Origin of the sequence: Blastococcus sp. TML/C7B, assembly GCF_016612845.1 — a bacterium.
Lineage (GTDB): Bacteria > Actinomycetota > Actinomycetes > Mycobacteriales > Geodermatophilaceae > Blastococcus.
This window is the reverse complement of the sequence record NZ_JAEOAA010000001.1, coordinates 2,430,542-2,448,744: the sequence shown is the minus strand read 5'-3', so window position 1 is coordinate 2,448,744 and position 18,203 is coordinate 2,430,542. Positions and strand designations below refer to the sequence as shown.

Sequence of the window (18,203 nt, the reverse complement as noted above, 5' to 3'; positions counted from 1 at the left end):
GTCCGCGGAGCCCATTGGCACGATGACCGGCGATGGACACCCCGATCGCGGCCGGCCTCGCCCTGGGCGCCGCCGCCGACCTGCTGCTGGCCGACCCCCGGCGCGCCCACCCCGTGGCCGGCTTCGGTGCCGTCGCAGCCGGGCTCGAGCGCCGGGTCTGGCGCGACTCCCGGGCCGCCGGTGCCGGCCACACCGCCGCGCTGGTCGCGGGCGCGGCCGGGATCGGCGTGCTCGTTGACCGCGGCACGCGCCGCCGGCCGGCGGCGCGGACCGTCGCCACCGCGGTGGCCGCCTGGGCCGTGCTCGGCGGCACCTCGCTGGGCCGGGCCGCCGAGCGGATGCGGACGGCGTTGGACGCCGGCGACCTCGCCGCCGCCCGGGCGGCCCTGCCGGCGCTCGCCGGCCGGGACCCGCAGTCGCTCGACGCGGACGGCCTGGCCCGGGCCACCGTCGAGTCGGTCGCCGAGAACACCTCCGACGCCGCCGTCGCGCCGCTGTTCTGGGGTGCGGTGGCCGGGCTCCCCGGGCTGCTCGGCTACCGCGCGGTGAACACCCTCGACGCGATGGTCGGGCACCGCTCGCCGCGCTACGCGCGCTTCGGCTGGGCCGCCGCCCGGCTCGACGACGTCGCCAACTGGCTGCCGGCCCGGCTCACCGCCGCGCTCACGGTCGCCTGCGCACCCGTGGCCGGCGGCTCGGCCGCCGGCGCGCTGCGCACCTGGCTCCGGGACGGCGCCGCCCACCCGAGCCCCAACTCCGGCCGCTGCGAGGCGGCCGCAGCCGGCGCGCTGGGTGTGCGGCTCGGTGGGCGCAACGTCTACGGCACCCGGGTCGAGGTCCGGCCCGCGCTGGGCTCCGGACGGGCGCCGGGGCCGGCCGACATCACGGCCGCGGTGCGGCTGTCGCGGGCGATCTGGCTCGGCGCCACGGGGCTGGCGGTCGGCGGTCGGCTGCTGCGGAGCCGGCCGTGAGCGGGGCGCTGCTGGTCGCCGGCACCACGTCGGACGCCGGCAAGTCGGTGGTCACCGCGGGCATCTGCCGGTGGCTGGCCCGGGAGGGCGTCTCGGTGGCGCCGTTCAAGGCGCAGAACATGAGCAACAACTCCGTGGTCACCCCCGACGGCGCCGAGATCGGCCGGGCGCAGGTCATGCAGGCCGCGGCCGCGCGGGTAGTGCCCGAGGCGGCGATGAACCCGGTGCTGCTCAAGCCCGGGGGCGACAACTCCAGCCAGGTGGTGGTGCTGGGCCGGGCGGTCGCCGACGTCACCGCGCTGTCCTACCGGCCGATGAAGGCCGCCCTGCTCGAGCAGGCCCTGGCCTCCCTGGCCGACCTGCGCGCCCGCTTCGACGTCGTGATCTGCGAGGGCGCCGGTTCCCCGACCGAGATCAACCTGCGCGCCGACGACATCGCCAACATGGGGCTGGCGACGGCGGCCGACCTGCCCGTGCTGGTGGTCGGCGACATCGACCGCGGCGGGCTCTTCCCGGCGCTCTACGGCACGGTCGCGCTGATGCCGCCGGCCGACCAGCGGCTGGTCGCCGGCTTCCTGGTCAACAAGTTCCGCGGTGACGTCCGCCTGCTGGAGCCGGGCCTGGTGGAGCTGGAACGGCTCACCGGCCGGCCGACGCTGGGCGTGCTGCCGTGGCTCGGCGGCCTGGAGCTGGACGTCGAGGACTCCCTCGGCGTCCCCACCGGCGCCGTGTCGGGCGCCCCCCCGCACGGCGAGGAGGTGCTCCGCGTCGCCGTCGCCCGGTTGCCGCGCCTGTCGAACGTCACCGACCTCGACGCGCTCGCCGCCGAGCCCGGGGTCCTGGTCCGGTACGTCACCCGGCCCGAGGACCTCGCCGACGCCGACCTGGTCGTCCTGCCCGGTACCCGCGCGACGGTCGCCGACCTCCGCTGGCTCCGGGAGACCGGGCTGGCCGAGGCGGTCTCCCGGCACGCCGCGGCCGGCCGGCCGGTGCTCGGCATCTGCGGCGGGCACCAGATGCTGGCCCGCAGCATCACCGACGCCGTCGAGTCCCGCGCCGGCACCGTCGCGGGGCTCGGTCTGCTGCCCACCGAGGTGCGCTTCGAGCGGGAGAAGACCCTGGGCCGCCCGACCGGGTCGGCCCTCGGCCAGCAGGTCACCGGCTACGAGATCCACCACGGCGTGGTGACCGTCGACGACGGCGCCGAGCCCTTCCTGGACGGCGCGCAGGCCGGGGCGGTCTCCGGCACGACGTGGCACGGCGCGCTGGAGAACGACGGCTTCCGCCGCGCGTTCCTCGCCGAGGTCGCGCGCACCACCGGTCGCCGGTTCGTGCCAGCGCCGGACACCGACTTCGCCGCCGTCCGCGAGGCCCGGCTGGACCGGCTCGGCGACCTGATCGCCGAGCACGCGGACACCGACGCGCTGTGGCGGCTGATCGAGTCCGGCGCCCCCTCCGGGCTGCCGCTGCTGCCGCCGGGTGCGGCCGGCGCCTGACCCCCGGGGCTGTCCGGCCGCCGGGAGGCTGTGGTTGCATGACGCCGCCACACGCGACGGCAGTGGAGGAAGCCCGGTGAGATTCCGGCGCGGTCCCGCCACTGTGAGCCGGCCCCCGGGTCGGTGAGTCAGGAACTCCCGCCGTCGCGCTCCTGCCACCTCCGGGCGTGGACACCCGGGGAGAGGAAGCGTGCTCCCGTGCGCCGTATCCACGCATGACCTACCCCTTCAGCGCCGTCGTCGGCATGGACGACATGCGACTGGCCCTGCTGCTCAACGCCGTCTCCCCCGCCGTCGGCGGCGTGCTCGTGCGCGGCGAGAAGGGCACGGCGAAGTCGACGACGGTCCGCGCCCTGGCCGCCGTGCTGCCGCCGGTCGCCGTCGTGCCCGGCTGCCGCTTCGCCTGCGACCCGGCCGCCCCCGATCCCGCCTGCCCCGACGGCCCGCACGAGCCGACCGCGGCCGGCCCCGAGCGGCCGGCCCGGCTGGTCGAGCTGCCGGTGGGGGCCTCGGAGGACCGCGTCGTCGGCTCGCTGGACCTGGAGCGTGCGCTCACCGCGGGCGTGAAGGCCTTCGAGCCCGGCCTGCTGGCCGCCGCCCACCGGGGCGTCCTCTACGTGGACGAGGTCAACCTGCTGCACGACCACCTGGTCGACCTGTTGCTGGACGCGGCCGCGATGGGCACCGCCTACGTCGAGCGCGAGGGCATCTCCGTCCGGCACGCCAGCCGCTTCCTCCTGGTCGGGACCATGAACCCCGAGGAGGGCGAGCTGCGGCCGCAGCTGCTCGACCGGTTCGGCCTGACCGTCGAGGTCGCCGCGCCGCGGGACCCGGCGGTCCGCGCCGAGGTGGTGCGCCGGCGGTTCGCCTCCGACGCCGACCCGACGGGTTTCGCCACCGGGTGGGCGGCCGAGGAGACCGCGCTGGCCGACCGGATCGCCGACGCCCGGGCCCGGCTGCCCCGCGTGCTGCTCTCCGACGCCGCCCTGCGGCAGATCACCGCCGTGTGCGCCGCCTTCGACGTGGACGGCCTGCGCGCCGACCTGGTCACCGCCCGCGCCGCCATGGCGCACGCCGCCTGGTCCGGCCGCGACGAGGTGACCGAGGACGACGTCCGGGTGGCCGCCCGCCTCGCGCTCCCCCACCGCCGCCGGCGCAATCCCCTCGACGCCCCCGGCCTCGACGAGGACAGCCTGGAGCAGGCGCTCGCCGACAGCCGCCCGGAGGACGACGGCCCCGGGGACGGCGGCGGTGCACCTCCCCCGCCGAGCGACCCGGACGTCTCCTCCACGGACGACGAGGGACTTCCGGTACAGGAAGTCCCGGACGACGAGGGACTTCCGGTACAGGAAGTCCCGGACGGCGACGGCGGGTCCCCGACGACGGCGCCGCGCGGTGAGGGCGGCGGCCGCACCGATGCCGCGCCGGTCCCCGACCAGGCGGCGGCCGCACCGTCCGGGACGTTCCGCGCGCGACGGCTCGAGGTGCCCGGCATCGGTGCCGGCGCGGCCGGCCGCCGGTCCCGCGCCCGCTCGGAGCGCGGCCGGGTCGTCGGCTCCACCCGCCCGGTCGCGAACGTCACGAAGCTGCACCTCACCGACACCGTGCTCGCCGCCGCGCCGCACCAGCGGGCGCGCGGCCGCACCGGCCCCGGCCTGCGGATCGTCCGGGAGGACCTCCGCCAGGCGACGCTCGAGGGGCGGGAGGGCAACCTCGTGCTCTTCGTCGTCGACGCCAGCGGCTCGATGGGGTCGCGCGCCCGGATGGGCGCGGTCAAGGGTGCGGTCCTCTCGCTGCTGGTCGACGCCTACCAGCGCCGGGACAAGGTCGGGCTGGTCACCTTCCGCGGTGCGGAGGCGGAGCTGGCCCTGCCGCCCACCTGGTCGATCGAGGCCGCCGCCGCGCGGCTCGCCGAGCTGCCCACCGGCGGCCGCACCCCGCTGGCCGCCGGGCTGCTGCGCGCCGCCGAGGTGCTGCGGGTGGAGCGCATCCGGGACCCGCGCCGCCGCCCGCTGCTCGTCGTCGTCACCGACGGTCGGGCCACCGGCGCACGGGGCGGTGCCCCTCTCGCCGAGGCGCACGCCGCCGCCCGGCTGCTCGCCGCCTCGGGGGTGGCCGCCGTCGTCGTCGACTGCGAGTCCGGGCCCGTCCGGCTGGGCCTGGCCTCGGCCCTCGGCGCCGTCCTGGGCGGGCCGACCCTGAGCACGGGCGACCTCGCCGCCGACGGCCTCGCCGCGACCGTGCGCGACGCCCGGCAGGTGGCCTGAGATGCCGAAGGGGCAGGTCGAGGCCGTCCCGGCCGACGGGCTGACCACGCGGCAGCGGCGCAACCGGCCGCTGCTCGTCGTGCACACCGGCCCGATGAAGGGCAAGTCCACCGCCGCCTTCGGGATGGCGATGCGCGCCTGGAACCAGGGCTGGCCGATCGCGGTCTACCAGTTCGTCAAGAGCGCCAAGTGGAAGGTCGGCGAGGAGAACGCGCTGACCGCGCTGGGCCGCCTGCACGAGCAGACCGGCGAAGGCGGGCCGGTCGTCTGGCACAAGATGGGCTCCGGCTGGAGCTGGTCACGCCGCGCGGGCACCGAGTCCGACCACGCCGCGGACGCCGCCGAGGGCTGGGCGCAGATCAAGCGCGACCTCGCCGCCGAGGCGCACCGCTTCTACGTGCTCGACGAGTTCACCTACCCCCTGACGTGGGGCTGGGTGGACGTCGACGACGTGGTCGAGACGCTGACGCACCGCCCGGGCGCCCAGCACGTGGTCATCACCGGCCGGGACGCCCACCCGGCGCTGATCGGGGCGGCAGATCTCGTGGTCGAGATGACCAAGGTGAAGCACCCGATGGACGCCGGCCAGAAGGGACAGCGAGGCATCGAGTGGTGACGGCAGTGCCGCGGCTCGTCGTGGCCGCCCCCTCCTCGAACGCCGGCAAGACGTCGGTGGCCACGGGGCTCATCGCCGCGCTCACCGCCCGCGGGCTCGCCGTCTCCCCGCACAAGGTCGGTCCCGACTACATCGACCCCGGGTACCACGGCCTCGCCGCCGGCCGCCCGGGCCGCAACCTGGACCCCTGGCTGGTCGGCGAGGACCGCATCGCCCCGCTGTTCCTGCGGGGTGCGCTGCACCCGCGTCCCGCCGACGTCGCCGTCGTCGAGGGCGTGATGGGCCTGTTCGACGGTGCCACCCACCCGTCGGTCGAGCCCGGCTTCGCATCGACGGCCCACGTCGCGGGTCTGCTGCGGGCGCCGGTGCTGCTCGTCGTCGACGGCTCCTCGCAGGCCCGCTCCGTGGCCGCGCTCGTGCACGGCTTCGCCACGTTCGACCCCGGCGTCCGGCTCGGTGGCGTGGTCCTCAACCGGGTCGGGAGCGACCGGCACGAGGCGATCCTGCGCGATGCGCTGGCCGCCGCCGGGGTGCCGGTGCTCGGCGCGGTCCGGCGGATGGAGCGGCTGCGCACCCCGTCGCGGCACCTGGGGCTGATCCCGGCGGCGGAGCGATCGGACGCCGCCGTGGCGACCGTCCGCCTGCTCGGCGATGTCGTGCAGCACGCTGTCGACCTGGACGCCGTGCTGGCCCTCGCACGCTCCGCTCCCCCGCTGGACGCCGCGCCGTGGGACCCGGCCGACGAGGTCACGCCGGCACCCGGCCGCCCGCGGATCGCGGTGGCCGGCGGCCCCGCCTTCACCTTCGGCTACGCCGAGAACACCGAGCTGCTCGAGGCGGCCGGTGCGGAGGTCGTGGCGGTGGACCCGCTGCGCGACGAGGCGCTGCCACCGGGGACCGCGGGCCTCGTCGTGGGCGGCGGCTTCCCGGAGGTGCACGCCGCCGAGCTGTCCGCGAACGGAACCCTGCGCGCCGGCATCGCGGCACTCGCGGCGCGCGGTGCGCCGATCGCCGCCGAGTGCGCCGGGCTGCTCTACCTGGCCCGCGAGCTCGACGGCAGGCCGATGTGCGGGGTGCTCGACGTCGTCACGGCGATGTCCCCCCGGCTGACCCTGGGGTACCGGGAGGCGGTCGCCGTCGGTGACTCCGTGCTGGCCCCGGCCGGGGCCCGGGTGCGCGGGCACGAGTTCCACCGCACGCGCGCCGATCCCCCGGTCGGTCGCGACGGCGCCTGGCGTTGGTCCCCGACCGGAGCCGAGGGCTTCACCCCCGGCTCCGTGCACGCCTCCTACCTGCACCTCAACTGGGCCGGCAGCCCGCGGCTTGCCGAACGCTTCGTCGCGGCGTGCGCCACCGCCGGACGACCGGAGGACGTCCGCGCGGCACCGCTGCGGGTCCCCGAACCGGCGGAGCGCCCGTGATCACCGTGGGCGTGGGGACGTCGAGCGGGGTGGGCGCCGACGAGGTGCTGGCCGCCGTGGACGCGGTGCTGGCCGCCGTGGACGCGGTGCTGCCGGCCGCGCCCGGTCGTGTGCGCCTCGCGACGCTCGACGCCCGGCTCGCCGAACCGGGCCTGGTGGAGGCGGCGACCCGGCGGGGCTGGCAGCTCGTCGGTTCCCCGGCGGCCGTGCTGGCCGCCGTCCTCGTGCCGTCCCCGTCCGACCGGGTGGCGGCTGCGGTCGGCACCGCCTCGGTGGCCGAGGCCGCCGCCCTGCTGGGCGGCGGCTCGCTCCTGGTGCCGAAGACGGTGGTCGGCCGGGTCACCGTGGCGGTGGCCCGGTGACCGACCTGCGCCACCACGGCGACGCCGACCTGGGCCCCGGCCTGGTCGACCTGGCGGTCAACGTGCGCGCTGACGCCCCGCCCCCCTGGCTGCGCGCCGTCCTGCACGCGTCCCTCGACGCGTCGGCCGCCTACCCGGACCCCGTCGCCGCCCGTGCGGCGGTCGCCGCCGCGCACGGCCGCCCCGTCGAGGAGGTGCTGCTGGCCGCCGGCGCCGCCGAGGTCTTCGTCCTCGTCGCACGGGCGGTGCGCCCCCGGCTCGCCGCCGTGGTGCACCCCTCGTTCACCGAGCCGGAGGCGGCGCTCCGCGCGGCCGGGCACCCGGTCACCCGGGTGGTGCTGAGCGCCGACGACGGCCGGCGGCTCGACCCGGCGGCCGTCCCCGGGGACGCCGACCTCGTCGTGCTCGGCAACCCCACGAACCCGACCTCGGTGCTGCACCCGGCAGCGGACATCGCCGCCCTCGCGCGACCGGGCCGGGTGCTCGTCGTCGACGAGGCGTTCGCCGACACGGTCCCCGGCGAGCGGGAGTCGCTGGCCTCCCGGCGGGACCTGCCCGGGGGTCCTCGTCGTACGCAGCCTGACCAAGACCTGGGGGCTGGCCGGCCTGCGGGTCGGCTACGCGCTCGGTCCGGCACCGCTGATCGCCGCCCTGGAGGCGCAGCAACCGCACTGGCCGGTGTCGACGCCCGCCCTCGCCGCGCTCGCCGCGTGCAGCACCCCGGCCGCCCGCGCGGAGGCCGACGCCGCCGCCCGCGAGCTGGGCCACCGGCGGGAGGTCCTGCTCCGCAGCCTGCCGCCGTCGGTGCTGGTGGAGGGCACCCCCCGCTCGTCGTTCGTGCTCCTCCGCGTCCCGGACGGCGCCCGGGTGCGTGCGGAGCTCCGGCAGCGCGGCTGGGCGGTGCGCCGCGGCGACACGTTCCCCGGCCTGACGCCGGACCACCTGAGGGTGGCCGTGCGGACCCCCGGGATCTCCTCCGCCTTCTCCGCCGACCTCGCCGCCGTCCTGTCGTCCGCCCCCACCCCCGAGGAGGTGCCGTGAGCACCCCGCCGCTCCCCCGCCCGTCCGCTCCCCTCCACCCCGTCGGCCTGCGGCTGGAGGGTCGCCCGGTGGTGGTCGCCGGTGGGGGCACCGTCGCCTACCGGGCGACCGCCGGGCTGCTCGCCTCCGGCGCGCTGGTGACCGTCGTGAGCCCGGCCGTCGTCCCCGCGCTGGAGGCGCTGGCCGACTCCGGCGCCCTGGCCTGGATCCGCCGCCGCTACGCACCGGGCGACCTGGACGGCGCCTGGTACGCGGTCACCGCGACCGCGGACCCGGTGGTGGACGGGGCCGTCGCCGCCGACGCCGAGCGCGCCCGGGTCTTCTGCACCCGCACCGACGCCCCGGACGCGTCCAGCGCCCGGCCGGCGCTGCCGGACGGCGGGGCCCCGCTCCTCCGCGACCGCCGGGGCGGCCGGGTCGTGCTCGTCGGCGGCGGCCCCGGCGACCCCGGGCTGATCACCGTCCGCGGGCGGGAGGCGCTGGCCGAGGCCGACGTCGTGGTCGTCGACCACCTGGGTCCCCGGACGCTGCTGGCCGGGCTGCGACCCGATGTCGAGGTGGTCGACGCGTCGAAGCTGCCGCGCAGGCGGGCGATGCCCCAGGACGAGATCAACGCGCTGCTGGTGTCGCACGCCCGTGCGGGCAGGTGCGTGGTGCGTCTCAAGGGCGGGGACCCGTTCGTCTTCGGCCGCGGCATGGAGGAACTGCTCGCGTGCACGGCCGCCGACGTCCCGGTGGAGGTGGTCCCGGGCGTGACCAGTGCCGTCGCGGTGCCCGGGGTCGCCGGCATCCCCGTCACGCACCGCGGTCTCACCCACGAGTTCGTCGTCGTCTCCGGCCACCTGCCGCCGGGGCATCCGCAGTCGCTCGTCGACTGGGCCGCGATCGGGCGGTTGCGCGGCACGGTCGTCGTCCTCATGGGGGTCGAGACCGCCGCCGCGATCGCGGCAGCGCTGGTCGACCATGGCCGCCGGCCGGACACCCCGGTCGCCGTCGTCACCGAGGGGACGACGGATGCGCCAGCGGGTCGTCACCACGTCGCTGGCGCGGCTCGGAGCCACGATCCGCGACGAGGGGATCTGCCCGCCCGCCGTCTGGGTGGTCGGTGACGTCGCCGGGTTCGCCGGCGGTGCCCACGGGCAGCACGCGGCTCGGGGTGCCCTCCTCGGCTGAGCCCCCGCCACCTCCGGGCCCCCGCCGGCGGCGTCGTCCCGGCCGGTGCGGGGCTCCGGCACGCCGGGACGGCTAGAGCCCGCGCGCCAGGCGGTCGAGCAGGCCGTCCAGCTGCTCCTCCCGCTGCTGCTCCGGCAGGTCGCGCAGGGGGCCCTGCAGGCAGAGGACGGCGAAGCCGTGCACCCCCGCCCAGCAGGTGACGTCCGCGCCGGGGCGGCGCTCGGCGGGCAGCACCCCGGTGGCGACCAGCTCGTCGAGGACGCCGGAGAGCACCCCGTAGGCGCCCTCCCCCGCGGCACCCTCCTCGGGCCGCGCGCAGGCGAACGCGGTCGCGAAGAGCCCGGGCTCGGCGAGCGCGAAGTGCACGTACTCCCGGCCGACCGCGCGCAGCCGCGCGGTCGGCTCGCCCTGCCCGGCACCGGGGAGCTCGTCGAGCCGGTCGCGCATACGCCGCTCCAGCTCGGCCATGCCCCGGGCGGAGACCTCCGCGAGCAGGTCGTCGCGGTCGGCGAAGTGCCGGTAGGCCGCGTTGTGCGAGACCCCGGTGCGGCGGGCCGCGTCGCGCAGCACGACGGCCTCGGCCCCACCGGCCCGGGCCTGGTCGACGGCGGTGTCGATGAGCGCGACCCGCAGGTTGCCGTGGTGGTAACGCCGCGCAGCGCGGGGGTGCTCAACCATGTTGACAGTGTCCACCGGCCGTACTGCGATGTCCATGTTGCCGGCGTCCACATGGGCAGCCGGAACGCCCCACCCCCAGGAGATCCGATGAGCCGCATCGCACTCGCCGGCCGGACGACCGCCGACGCCCCGCCCGGAACCGTCGCCTTCCTGATCGGCATGCGGGTCAACCGCCCGGCGCGCCTCCGGCACTGGCTGCCGGTCGCGGCGGCGATGCCCCGGATGCTGCGCGAGCTCGCCCGGCACCCCGAACTCGGCCTGCTCTCCGCCCGCACCTATGTCAGCGGCCGCGCGGTGCTCACCGTCCAGTACCGGCGCAGCGCCGAGGACCTCGACCGCTACGCCCGCGCGCGGGACGCCGCACACCTCCCCGCCTGGCGGGAGTTCAACCGGCGCACCCGCGACAACTGCGACGTCCCCCGCCGCCGGCGGTCCTGGGGCGCCGGCGTGGGTGTGCCAGACTCGGTCGGCCCTCGACACGGACCCGGGCCGGCCGCCGCCCCGAGGAGTTCCCGACCATGAGCACCTCCAGCACCACCGGCCGGCACGAGGCTCCCGCCGAGCCCGGCCGGCCCGCCACGGAGACGTTCGCCGAGGAGCTGCGAGACGCCTTCGCGCCCCGGACGCTGCTGCTGGTGGTCGGCGTGGCCCTGCTCTGCCTGGGGTTCGTCCTCTCCTACGTCGGCGCCTTCCACGCCCCGACCCCGCACCGCATCCCGGTCGCCCTCGTCGCCCCGGCGCAGGTCAGCGGGCAACTCGTGGACGGGCTCAACGGGATCGACGGCGAGCCGCTGCGGGCCCGCGCGGTCGAGGACGAGGCGGCCGCGCGCCGCCTCCTGGAGCGCGACGAGATCTCCGGCGCCCTGCTCGTCGACCCCGCCGCAACCGAGGACACCCTGCTCGTCGCCTCCGGCCAGGGCGCGGCGATCTCCACGGCGGTGCAGCGGGTGCTCACCGCGGTCGAGGACGAGCAGGGGCGCACGCTCGCCGTCTCGGACGCCGTGCCGCACCAGTCCGGGGACCCGCAGGGCTCGAGCGCGTTCTACGTCGCCGTCGGCGCGGTGCTCGCGGGCTACCTGCTGGCCGCCGTCCTGGGCATGGCGAAGGGCGCCCGCCCGGCCACCTTCCGCCGCACGCTGTGGCGCCTCGCCGCCACCGTCCCCTACGCGCTCGCCGTGGGGCTGGGCATCGCGATCATCACCGGCCCCGTGCTGGGCGCGATCACCGGGCACGTCGGCGCGGTCTTCGCCGTGGCCACGTTGCTCGTGCTGAGCGCGGCCACGGTCACCATGAGCTTCCAGGTGCTCTTCGGCATCTTCGGGATCGCCGCGACCATCCTGGTCTTCGTCGTCGTCGGCAACCCGTCGGCCGGGGGCGCCTACCCCTACCCCCTCCTGCCCGGGTTCTGGCGCGAGATCGGCCCGTGGCTGCCGAACGGCGCCGGCGTCGACGCGCTGCGCAGCGCCGTCTACTTCGGCGGCACCGGGATGGCGCCGGCCCTCTGGGTCATCGTGGGGTGGATCGCCGCCGGGACCGTGCTCACCGTGCTCGCCGCCCGCGTCATCTCGCGCCGCGCCACCGCCTGAGCCGGAGCGCGGCCGCCGTGGACGTCGTCCACGGATGGCGGGAGGATCCGTGCACCCAGGACCCACCCCACCCAGGACCACCAGCCCACGACCGAGGAGGACCGATGGCGCGACGACGCTGGCGCGACCTGAGCCCGGCCCAGCAGACCGGGGTGCTCGTGCTCGCCTCGGTCCAGCTCTCCCTGGCCGCGACGGCGTGGGTGGACCTCGCCTCCCGCCCGCCCGCGCGGGTCAACGGGCCCAAGCCGGTGTGGGCCGCGGTCATCGCCGTGAACTTCGTGGGACCGGCGGCCTGGTTCCGCTGGGGACGCCGCGGCTGACGCCCGCGCTCAGCCGCGGAGGTCGCGACGCCGGAACGTGGACACCGCGACCACGCCCAGCACCAGGACCGTGCCGGCCGACACCGCGACGGCCGGCCAGGAGACCCCGGAGGCCAGCGGGACGTGCCCCTGGTACTGCGCGAACGGGGACAGGTCGCGCACCGGCTCCAGCCAGCCGACCAGGGGCGCCAGCCCGTTGACCAGGTAGGCGAGGACCGCCGTCGCGGCCGGCACCGCACGCGCGAGGGCCACGCTGCCGGTGGCCGCGCCGACGGCTGCCGCGAGGGCGCCGAAGACGGCGCCGAGCAGCCACAGGTGCAGCATCGCGGCGAGCACGTGCGCCAGCGGGAGGTCCAGGCCGAAGAGCACGCCCCCGGCGGCCAGAGCCACGCCCAGGGCAGTGACCACGACCGCGGTCGCGACCACCGTCGCGGCGGTGCGCTCGACGACCACTCTCGTCCTGCTGACCGGGTTGGCCAGCAGCAGGTCGATCGACCGGCGGTCCTCCTCACCGGCGATCCCGGCGGCACCGGCCAGGACGGCGAACAGGATGACCAGCAGCGGGCCGGTCAGGCCCATGAGCTCCGCCTGGACGTACCCGACCGGCGTCGACATGTCGGCGGTCGCCAGGAGCGATCGCAGCACCTCGGGCAGCTGGTCCATGACGTCGGTGATCGACGGCTCGTCGCGGATGCTCGGCCACAGCGAGCCGTAGAGCACCACCATCGCGGCCAGACCCGCGCACCACGCCAGCAGGCTGCGCCGCTGCAACCGCAGGCTCTGCCGGAGCACCTCGCCGGGCCGCGCACTCCGTCCCGCGCGCGGCCGCACGGCGTCCGGGGGCGACGGAGCGGGGTCGAGCACGTCAGGCAGCACCGGCCCGCTCCGTCCCGTAGTAGGCGAGGAAGGTCTCCTCCAGGTCCGCCTCGGTGCACTCCAGGTCCGCCAGCCGGTGGGTGGCCATCCGCCGGCACAGGGCGTCCAGGGCCGACGCCGGCGCACTGCAGGACAGCGCCGTGCCGCTCACCACGACGTCGCGCAGGCCCGGTAGGCCCGCGAAGTCGCCGGCGGGGACCTCGTCCTCGAAGCGCGCGCGGACCCGGTGGAGGGAGCGGGCAGGCAGGTCCTCCATGGCCTCGACCGCCACGAGCCTGCCCGCGCGCAGGACGCCGATGCGGTCGGCGCTGCGCTGCACCTCCCCGAGGACGTGCGACGAGAGCAGGGCGGCGCCTCCGGTGGCCGTGTGCGCGCGCAGGAGCGCCTGGAACTCCTGCTGGGCCAGGGGGTCGAACCCGCTGGTCGGCTCGTCCAGGACGAGCAGCGGCGGGTCGGACATCATCGCCAGGACCAGGGCGAGCTTCTGGCGGTTCCCCTTGGACAGCTCCCGCGCCGGCCGGTCCAGGTCCAGGTCGAGCCGGCCGGCCAGCTCCGGCGCACGACCGGGTCCGTCGCCCCCGCGCAGCCGCGCCGTCGCCCGGACGTGCTCCCGTCCGGTGAGGCGGTCGTGCAGCGCGGGTTCCCCGCCGACGTAGCCGACGTCGGCGTGGACCCGGGCGGCGTCCCGCCAGGCATCCAGGCCGAGCACGCGGGCCGATCCGGAGGTGGGGCGCAGGAAGCCCATGAGCAGCCGCAGCGTCGTCGTCTTCCCCGCGCCGTTGGGCCCGAGGTACCCGAGCACCTCCCCGCGGCGGACCGCCAGGTCGACGTCCTGCAGGGCGGTCGTGCGCCCGAACCGCTTGGTCAGGCCCGTCGTGGCCACCGCGACCTCGGCTGCGCCGCCGGTCATCCCGACTCCCCGGCCCGGTCGGTCGCCATCGCGAAGTAGTTCTCCTCCTCCTGGAGGTAGTGCAGCTCCAGCAGGGCGTGCAGCCCGTACAGGCAGGCCAGGAGGTCCTGCCGGCGCGCCGGGTCGAGCTCCGCCCCGAGGTCGAGGGCGTGCAGGTGGGTCGCCAGCCGGCGGGTGAGCCGGCCGATCTCGGCGTGCGCCCGGCTCATCGGCGCCACCGCCTCACCGCTGCCCAGCGCCCGGGCCAGGGCGGGGTACAGCTCGGCCTCCTCCGCCTCCTCGTGCGGCACGAGCCGGTCCTCCAGGGCCGCCCTCGCCCGGTGCAGCGCCTCGACCGCCTGCGGCGCGGACCCCGTCGCCAGCGCGTCCGCCGCCTCCCGCACCAGCGGGAGGACCTGGCGGAGGTCATCGTGCTCGGCCTCGAACCGCCGGAGCAGGGCCTGCGTGCCGGGCTGGACGGGCCGCCCACCGACCTCGCCACCGCGGAGCGCGCGCAGCGCGTTGACGATGACGGCGACGTCGATCGCCTCCTGGAGCAGCGCCCCGAACGCCGGCGGCAGCAACCCGACGGCGGCCACCGCCATGGCCGCGAGCGACATGCCCATGCCCGCGACGGCGCTCTGCACCGCGATGCGGCGGGCGTGGCGGGCGATCTCCATCGCGTCGGCCACCCGGTCGAGCCGGTCGGTGGTCAGCACCACGTCGGCGGCCTCCGACGACGCGGTGGCGCCGCGTGCCCCCATCGCGATCCCCACCGTGGCGGCGGCCAGGGCGGGGGCGTCGTTGAGCCCGTCCCCGACCATGATGGTGACGGCGCGCCGCTGCTCGTCGCGGACGGCGTCGACCTTGCTCTGCGGCGTCTGCTGGGCCCGCACCTCGTCGAGGCCGAGCACTGCGCCCACCTCGCGCGCCGGTTCGGGACGGTCGCCGGTGAGCATGACCAGCCGCTCGATGCCGGCCGCCCGCAGCCGCCGCAACGTCCGGCCGGCGTCGGCCCGGACCGGGTCCCTGAGGAGGACCGCTCCGACGGGCGCGGCGTCCGCCTCCACCCACACCACCGCGCAACCGTCGAGCCCCGCCCGGCTGACGGCCGTCCGCGCCCACCCGTCCCCGGGTACCTCCTCGCGCTTGCCGACGCGGATGCGGACGCCGTCGACGGTGGCGGCGACCCCTCGGCCGGGCACCTCCTCGACGGCGGTCGGGAGCGACAGCCCCAGGCCGCGGACCCGCGCCTCGGCGACGACGGCCTCGGCGAGCACGTGCGGGGAGAGCTGATCGGCCGACGCGGCCAGCCGCAGGACCTCCTCCGGGGAGCCGCCCGGGGAGGTCAGCACCTCGACGACCGCCGGCCGGCCCGCCGTGAGCGTGCCGGTCTTGTCGACGACCATCGTGCGAGCGTGCCCCAGGTTCTCCAGCGCGCCCCCGGTGCGGACCACCACCCCCAGCCGGGAGGTCCGGGACAGGCCGGAGACGATCGCGACGGGGGCGGCCAGCAGCAGCGGGCACGGGGTGGCCACCACCAGCACCGCCACCGCGCGCTCGGCGGAGCCGCTCCCCGCCCAGGCCAGCCCGGCCACGGCGAGCGACAGCGGGAGGAACCAGGCGGCGAACCGGTCCGCCAGGCGGACCACCGGCGCGGTGTCCGCCCCCGCCTGCTCGACCAGGGCGACGATCCCCGCGTAGGTGCTGCGGGAGGCCGGTGCCGTGCACCGCAGCTCGAAGGCCCCGCCGGCGTTGAGCGTGCCGCTGCGCGCGGCGTCCCCGGCCGCCCGCTCGACGAGTTCCGCCTCCCCGCTCAGCGCCGACTCGTCCAGCACCGCCGGCCCGGCCAGCACCTCGCCGTCGACCGGCAGCACCTCACCCGGGCCCACGACCACGACGTCGTCGACGGCCACCTCTCCGACGTCGACCTCGGTCACCTCACCACCGACCCGCCGGCGGGCCGTGCGCGGCGCCCGCTCCAGCAGCGCGCGCAGGTCCCGCGTCGCCCGCCGTTGCGCGGCGGCGTCCAGCGCCCGCCCGGTCGCCAGCATCACCGCGATCAGCGCGCCGGCCAGGTGCTCGCCGACCGCCAGGGTGCCCACCAGGGCCAGCACGGCGATGAGGTCCACGCCGAGTCTCCCGCGCAGGAGCGCGACGACCACCCACCCGACGGCGGGTACGAGGGCGAGCAGCGTCGCCGCCGCCCACAGGACGTCGTCCCAGCGGCCGGCGCCGGTCGCCCAGGCGAGCCCGCCGGCGGCGAGCAGCCCCGTCGTCGCGACCAGGAGGGCCGGCTCGACCCACCGCCGCGCCGTCCGCAGCGGCCACGTGCCGGACCGGAGCGTCGTCGCGTCGCCGTCCCGACCGCCGTCCATCCCCCGATGATGGTGGCGCCCACCCCACCGGCCCGTGGCGTTGGTCCTCGAAACCGAGGACGGAGGTCCCGGCTCCTCCGCGGGTGGGGCGCCGGGTCAGGACCCCGCGGTCAGCGCGGGCACCTCGACCCCCGCGCGGCGGTCGGGCAGGCCGTGCGGGGCGGCGTCCGGACCGCTGCCGGCCCGCCGCCGCGGACGGAGCTGCAGAACGGCCACCGACGCCAGCACCAGCAGCCCGCCGCCGGCCTGCAGCGGCGTGAGCACCTCCCCGAGCGCGACCGCCGCGAGCGCGGCGGTGACGACGGGCTCCAGGGTGGAGAGGATCGCCGCCCCGGACGGCCCGACCCGGCGCAGCCCGGCGAAGAAGGTCAGCATCGCCACGACCGTGCAGACCACGGCGATGCACCCGATCCAGAACCACCCGGCCGGGCCGAACCCCAGGTCGATCCCCCCGGAGACGAGGGCGCGGAGCGCCAGGGCGACGGCGGCACCGCTCATGACCAGCGCGGAGAGCACCACCGGCGGCACCCGGTGCACCACGCCGTCGGCGACGAGGATGTAGGCGGTGTAGGTGACCGCGCAGCCGAACGCCATGGTCACGCCGGCGACGTCGACCGGGACACCGCCGGCCCCGAGCAGGACCAGCAGCGTGCCGCACGACGCCACGGCCAGCGCGGCCGCCCGGGGCGGCGTCAGCCGCTCGCGACCGAGGAGCGCGGCGGCCAGCGTGACCAGCGCCGGGTAGGTGTAGAACACCAGCGCCACGAGCGACGCGTCGGTGCGCTCGAGCGCCGCGAAGAACAACGAGGCCTGGGTGGCGTAGCCGAACGCGCCGAGACCGAGGGCGGTGAGCACCACCCGGCGGGGCAGCCGCGCCGGTGCTCCTCCCCTGGCCGGGTCCGGGCGCCCGGTGCGCAACCCGGGCCGCAGCCGCAGCAGCGCGAGCAGGAGCAGCGCCGCCAGGGCGAAGCGGAGCAGCACCAGCGCCGCGGGGGTCACGCCGGCCTCGTAGGCGAACTTGCCGAAGACGGCCATCGCGCCGAAGCAGGTGGCCGAGACCAGGCAGAGGAGGGGACCCACGCAGCCAGCATCCGGTCCCCATCCGTCCAGGTCCAGTGACGGTTCCTGGAGCGGACTGGTTAGCATTCCTGCATGGTCGATCTGGACCTCCGGCGGTTGCGGCTGCTCCGCGAGCTGGAGACCCGCGGCACGCTCGGCGCCGTCGCCGCCGCGCTGGGCTACAGCCCCTCGGCGGTGTCCCAGCAGCTCGCCGTCCTCGAACGCGAGGTCGGGGCGCAGCTGGTCGAGAAGGCCGGCCGCGGGGTCCGGCTGACCGACGCCGGGCACCTGCTCGCCCGGCACGCCGCCGTCCTGCTCGCCGCGGCGGAGTCGGCCCGGGCCGACCTCGCCGCGCTGACCGACGACGTCCGCGGCACGGTCCGCGTCGGTGGCCTGCAGTCGGCCACCCGCCGCGTCCTCGTGCCGGCGGTGGCCCGGCTGCTCGCCGAGCACCCCCGGCTCCGGGTCGAGATCTCCGAGTTGGAGGTGGAGCAGGCGCTGCCGGAGCTGCGCCTGGGCCGGCTCGACCTCGTCGTCAGCGACGAGTACGACGGCCACCCCGCGACCCCGCCCGGCCGGCCTGGCGTTCACCCCGCTGCTGGAGGAACCGCTGCTGCTCGTGCTGCCCGCCGGGCACCCGTTCGCCGCGCCGGGCGGCGCCGTCCCCCTGGCGGCCCTGCGGGACGAGGTGTGGGCCTCGTCCGCCGCTGGCACCGGCCACCACGCGTCGGTCGTGGGCACCTGCCGGGAGCTGGGTGGTTACGAGCCGGACCTGCGGCACCGCTCGAACGACGCCGACGTGCAGCTCGAGCTCGTCCGCACCGCCGGCGCGGTCGCCCTGATGCCGGCGCTCACCCTGCCGGCTGCGGACCCCGGCCTGGCGGTCAGCAGCGTTGCCGAGGGCGTCGTCCGGCGGCGGCTGGTGGTCGCGACGCGCGAGGGCCGGCCCGGTCCCGCGCTGCGCACCGTCCTGGCCACCGTGGACCGGCAGGGCCGCTCGCTGGCCGGCGCCGCGCCCGCTGCGCCCTCGAGCGGCTCGTCCGGGGCGCCGGGACCGCGATGATCCCGAC

At 77.4% G+C, this 18,203-nt stretch carries 17 protein-coding genes, 2 pseudogenes and 1 riboswitch; of the genes and pseudogenes, 14 read left to right on the top strand and 5 right to left on the bottom strand.

Features of this window, described 5'->3' with window-relative positions:
• The first annotated feature begins 32 nt into the window (after positions 1-32).
• The 9 genes and pseudogenes from JKP76_RS11850 to cobA all read left to right on the top strand — a co-directional run bounded on the left by JKP76_RS11850 (position 33) and on the right by cobA (position 9,283).
• A complete protein-coding gene (locus tag JKP76_RS11850; RefSeq protein ID WP_200491001.1) occupies positions 33-971 on the top strand; it encodes a cobalamin biosynthesis protein in 939 nt (312 codons plus the stop codon).
• Positions 968-2,467, top strand: a complete 1,500-nt coding sequence (locus JKP76_RS11845) for a cobyric acid synthase (RefSeq protein ID WP_200491000.1) — start codon at positions 968-970, stop codon at positions 2,465-2,467. The genes JKP76_RS11850 and JKP76_RS11845 overlap by 4 nt, the downstream gene beginning before the upstream one ends.
• Before the next feature lie 65 nt (positions 2,468-2,532).
• Positions 2,533-2,605: riboswitch (cobalamin riboswitch) on the top strand.
• Between the two features lie 77 nt (positions 2,606-2,682).
• On the top strand, positions 2,683-4,734 hold the full coding sequence (locus JKP76_RS11840; RefSeq protein WP_200490999.1) for a putative cobaltochelatase: 2,052 nt from the start codon (positions 2,683-2,685) through the stop codon (positions 4,732-4,734).
• A gap of 1 nt (position 4,735) precedes the next feature.
• The gene (gene cobO / locus JKP76_RS11835; protein WP_200490998.1) at positions 4,736-5,350 is read left to right on the top strand and encodes a cob(I)yrinic acid a,c-diamide adenosyltransferase; all 615 of its coding nucleotides are present in this window, start codon (positions 4,736-4,738) and stop codon (positions 5,348-5,350) included.
• Positions 5,347-6,771 carry a cobyrinate a,c-diamide synthase gene (locus JKP76_RS11830; protein ID WP_309232926.1) on the top strand — a complete coding sequence of 475 codons (1,425 nt, stop codon included), beginning with the start codon at positions 5,347-5,349 and terminating at the stop codon, positions 6,769-6,771. The genes cobO and JKP76_RS11830 overlap by 4 nt, the downstream gene beginning before the upstream one ends.
• Positions 6,768-7,133, top strand: a complete 366-nt coding sequence (locus JKP76_RS11825; RefSeq protein WP_200490996.1) for a cobalamin biosynthesis protein — start codon at positions 6,768-6,770, stop codon at positions 7,131-7,133. The genes JKP76_RS11830 and JKP76_RS11825 overlap by 4 nt, the downstream gene beginning before the upstream one ends.
• Positions 7,130-7,600: pseudogene (locus tag JKP76_RS22440) on the top strand (aminotransferase class I/II-fold pyridoxal phosphate-dependent enzyme); the annotation flags it as partial. The gene JKP76_RS11825 and the pseudogene JKP76_RS22440, both read left to right, overlap by 4 nt.
• 112 nt (positions 7,601-7,712) lie before the next feature.
• A complete protein-coding gene (locus tag JKP76_RS22435) occupies positions 7,713-8,174 on the top strand; it encodes an aminotransferase class I/II-fold pyridoxal phosphate-dependent enzyme (RefSeq protein WP_309232974.1) in 462 nt (153 codons plus the stop codon).
• Positions 8,171-9,283, top strand: coding sequence for a uroporphyrinogen-III C-methyltransferase (gene cobA / locus JKP76_RS11815; RefSeq protein ID WP_309232973.1), 1,113 nt, complete (start codon positions 8,171-8,173; stop codon positions 9,281-9,283). Before JKP76_RS22435 ends, cobA begins: the two co-directional genes overlap by 4 nt.
• A gap of 136 nt (positions 9,284-9,419) precedes the next feature.
• On the opposite strand, the gene JKP76_RS11810 is transcribed toward cobA, so the two are convergent.
• On the bottom strand, positions 9,420-10,025 hold the full coding sequence (locus tag JKP76_RS11810) for a TetR/AcrR family transcriptional regulator (RefSeq protein ID WP_200490995.1): 606 nt from the start codon (positions 10,023-10,025) through the stop codon (positions 9,420-9,422).
• An 87-nt stretch (positions 10,026-10,112) separates the two neighbouring features.
• Here JKP76_RS11810 and JKP76_RS11805 point away from each other — a divergent pair, with 87 nt between their 5' ends.
• From JKP76_RS11805 to JKP76_RS11795, 3 genes are all read left to right on the top strand, one after another.
• Complete coding sequence (locus JKP76_RS11805; protein ID WP_200490994.1) at positions 10,113-10,547, top strand: monooxygenase family protein; 435 nt, start codon at positions 10,113-10,115, stop codon at positions 10,545-10,547.
• Entirely contained in the window at positions 10,544-11,611 is a 1,068-nt protein-coding gene (locus JKP76_RS11800) for a DUF3533 domain-containing protein (protein WP_200490993.1), read from the top strand. Before JKP76_RS11805 ends, JKP76_RS11800 begins: the two co-directional genes overlap by 4 nt.
• 104 nt (positions 11,612-11,715) lie before the next feature.
• Positions 11,716-11,931 (top strand): PLDc N-terminal domain-containing protein, encoded by a 216-nt coding sequence (locus tag JKP76_RS11795; protein ID WP_200490992.1) that lies wholly within the window; start codon positions 11,716-11,718, stop codon positions 11,929-11,931.
• Positions 11,932-11,940: 9 nt separating this feature from the next.
• Here JKP76_RS11795 and JKP76_RS11790 read toward each other — a convergent pair whose 3' ends face one another.
• From JKP76_RS11790 to JKP76_RS11775, 4 genes are all read right to left on the bottom strand, one after another.
• A complete protein-coding gene (locus JKP76_RS11790; protein WP_200490991.1) occupies positions 11,941-12,807 on the bottom strand; it encodes an ABC transporter permease in 867 nt (288 codons plus the stop codon).
• Entirely contained in the window at positions 12,797-13,717 is a 921-nt protein-coding gene (locus JKP76_RS11785; RefSeq protein WP_200490990.1) for an ABC transporter ATP-binding protein, read from the bottom strand. Before JKP76_RS11785 ends, JKP76_RS11790 begins: the two co-directional genes overlap by 11 nt.
• Entirely contained in the window at positions 13,714-16,074 is a 2,361-nt protein-coding gene (locus JKP76_RS11780; RefSeq protein ID WP_200490989.1) for a heavy metal translocating P-type ATPase, read from the bottom strand. Before JKP76_RS11780 ends, JKP76_RS11785 begins: the two co-directional genes overlap by 4 nt.
• Before the next feature lie 96 nt (positions 16,075-16,170).
• Entirely contained in the window at positions 16,171-17,220 is a 1,050-nt protein-coding gene (locus tag JKP76_RS11775; protein WP_255522659.1) for a DMT family transporter, read from the bottom strand.
• A gap of 6 nt (positions 17,221-17,226) precedes the next feature.
• Here JKP76_RS11775 and JKP76_RS24045 point away from each other — a divergent pair.
• Together JKP76_RS24045 and JKP76_RS11765 are read left to right on the top strand one after the other, a co-directional pair.
• Positions 17,227-17,622, top strand: a pseudogene (locus JKP76_RS24045) (LysR family transcriptional regulator); the annotation flags it as partial.
• Entirely contained in the window at positions 17,522-18,196 is a 675-nt protein-coding gene (locus JKP76_RS11765) for a LysR substrate-binding domain-containing protein (protein ID WP_200490987.1), read from the top strand. The pseudogene JKP76_RS24045 and the gene JKP76_RS11765, both read left to right, overlap by 101 nt.
• Positions 18,197-18,203 lie beyond the last annotated feature (7 nt).

What these genes read in the sequence shown, in the direction of transcription:
- JKP76_RS11850 (WP_200491001.1), top strand. Translation starts at nt 33, where the DNA reads ATGGACACCCCGATCGCGGCCGGCCTCGCCCTGGGCGCCGCCGCCGAC.
- JKP76_RS11840 (WP_200490999.1), top strand. Translation starts at nt 2,683, where the DNA reads ATGACCTACCCCTTCAGCGCCGTCGTCGGCATGGACGACATGCGACTG.
- cobO (WP_200490998.1), top strand. Translation starts at nt 4,736, where the DNA reads ATGCCGAAGGGGCAGGTCGAGGCCGTCCCGGCCGACGGGCTGACCACG.
- JKP76_RS11810 (WP_200490995.1), bottom strand. Translation starts at nt 10,025, where the DNA reads ATGGTTGAGCACCCCCGCGCTGCGCGGCGTTACCACCACGGCAACCTG.
- JKP76_RS11805 (WP_200490994.1), top strand. Translation starts at nt 10,113, where the DNA reads ATGAGCCGCATCGCACTCGCCGGCCGGACGACCGCCGACGCCCCGCCC.
- JKP76_RS11800 (WP_200490993.1), top strand. Translation starts at nt 10,544, where the DNA reads ATGAGCACCTCCAGCACCACCGGCCGGCACGAGGCTCCCGCCGAGCCC.
- JKP76_RS11795 (WP_200490992.1), top strand. Translation starts at nt 11,716, where the DNA reads ATGGCGCGACGACGCTGGCGCGACCTGAGCCCGGCCCAGCAGACCGGG.
- JKP76_RS11785 (WP_200490990.1), bottom strand. Translation starts at nt 13,717, where the DNA reads ATGACCGGCGGCGCAGCCGAGGTCGCGGTGGCCACGACGGGCCTGACC.
- JKP76_RS11780 (WP_200490989.1), bottom strand. Translation starts at nt 16,074, where the DNA reads ATGGACGGCGGTCGGGACGGCGACGCGACGACGCTCCGGTCCGGCACG.
- JKP76_RS11775 (WP_255522659.1), bottom strand. Translation starts at nt 17,220, where the DNA reads ATGCTAACCAGTCCGCTCCAGGAACCGTCACTGGACCTGGACGGATGG.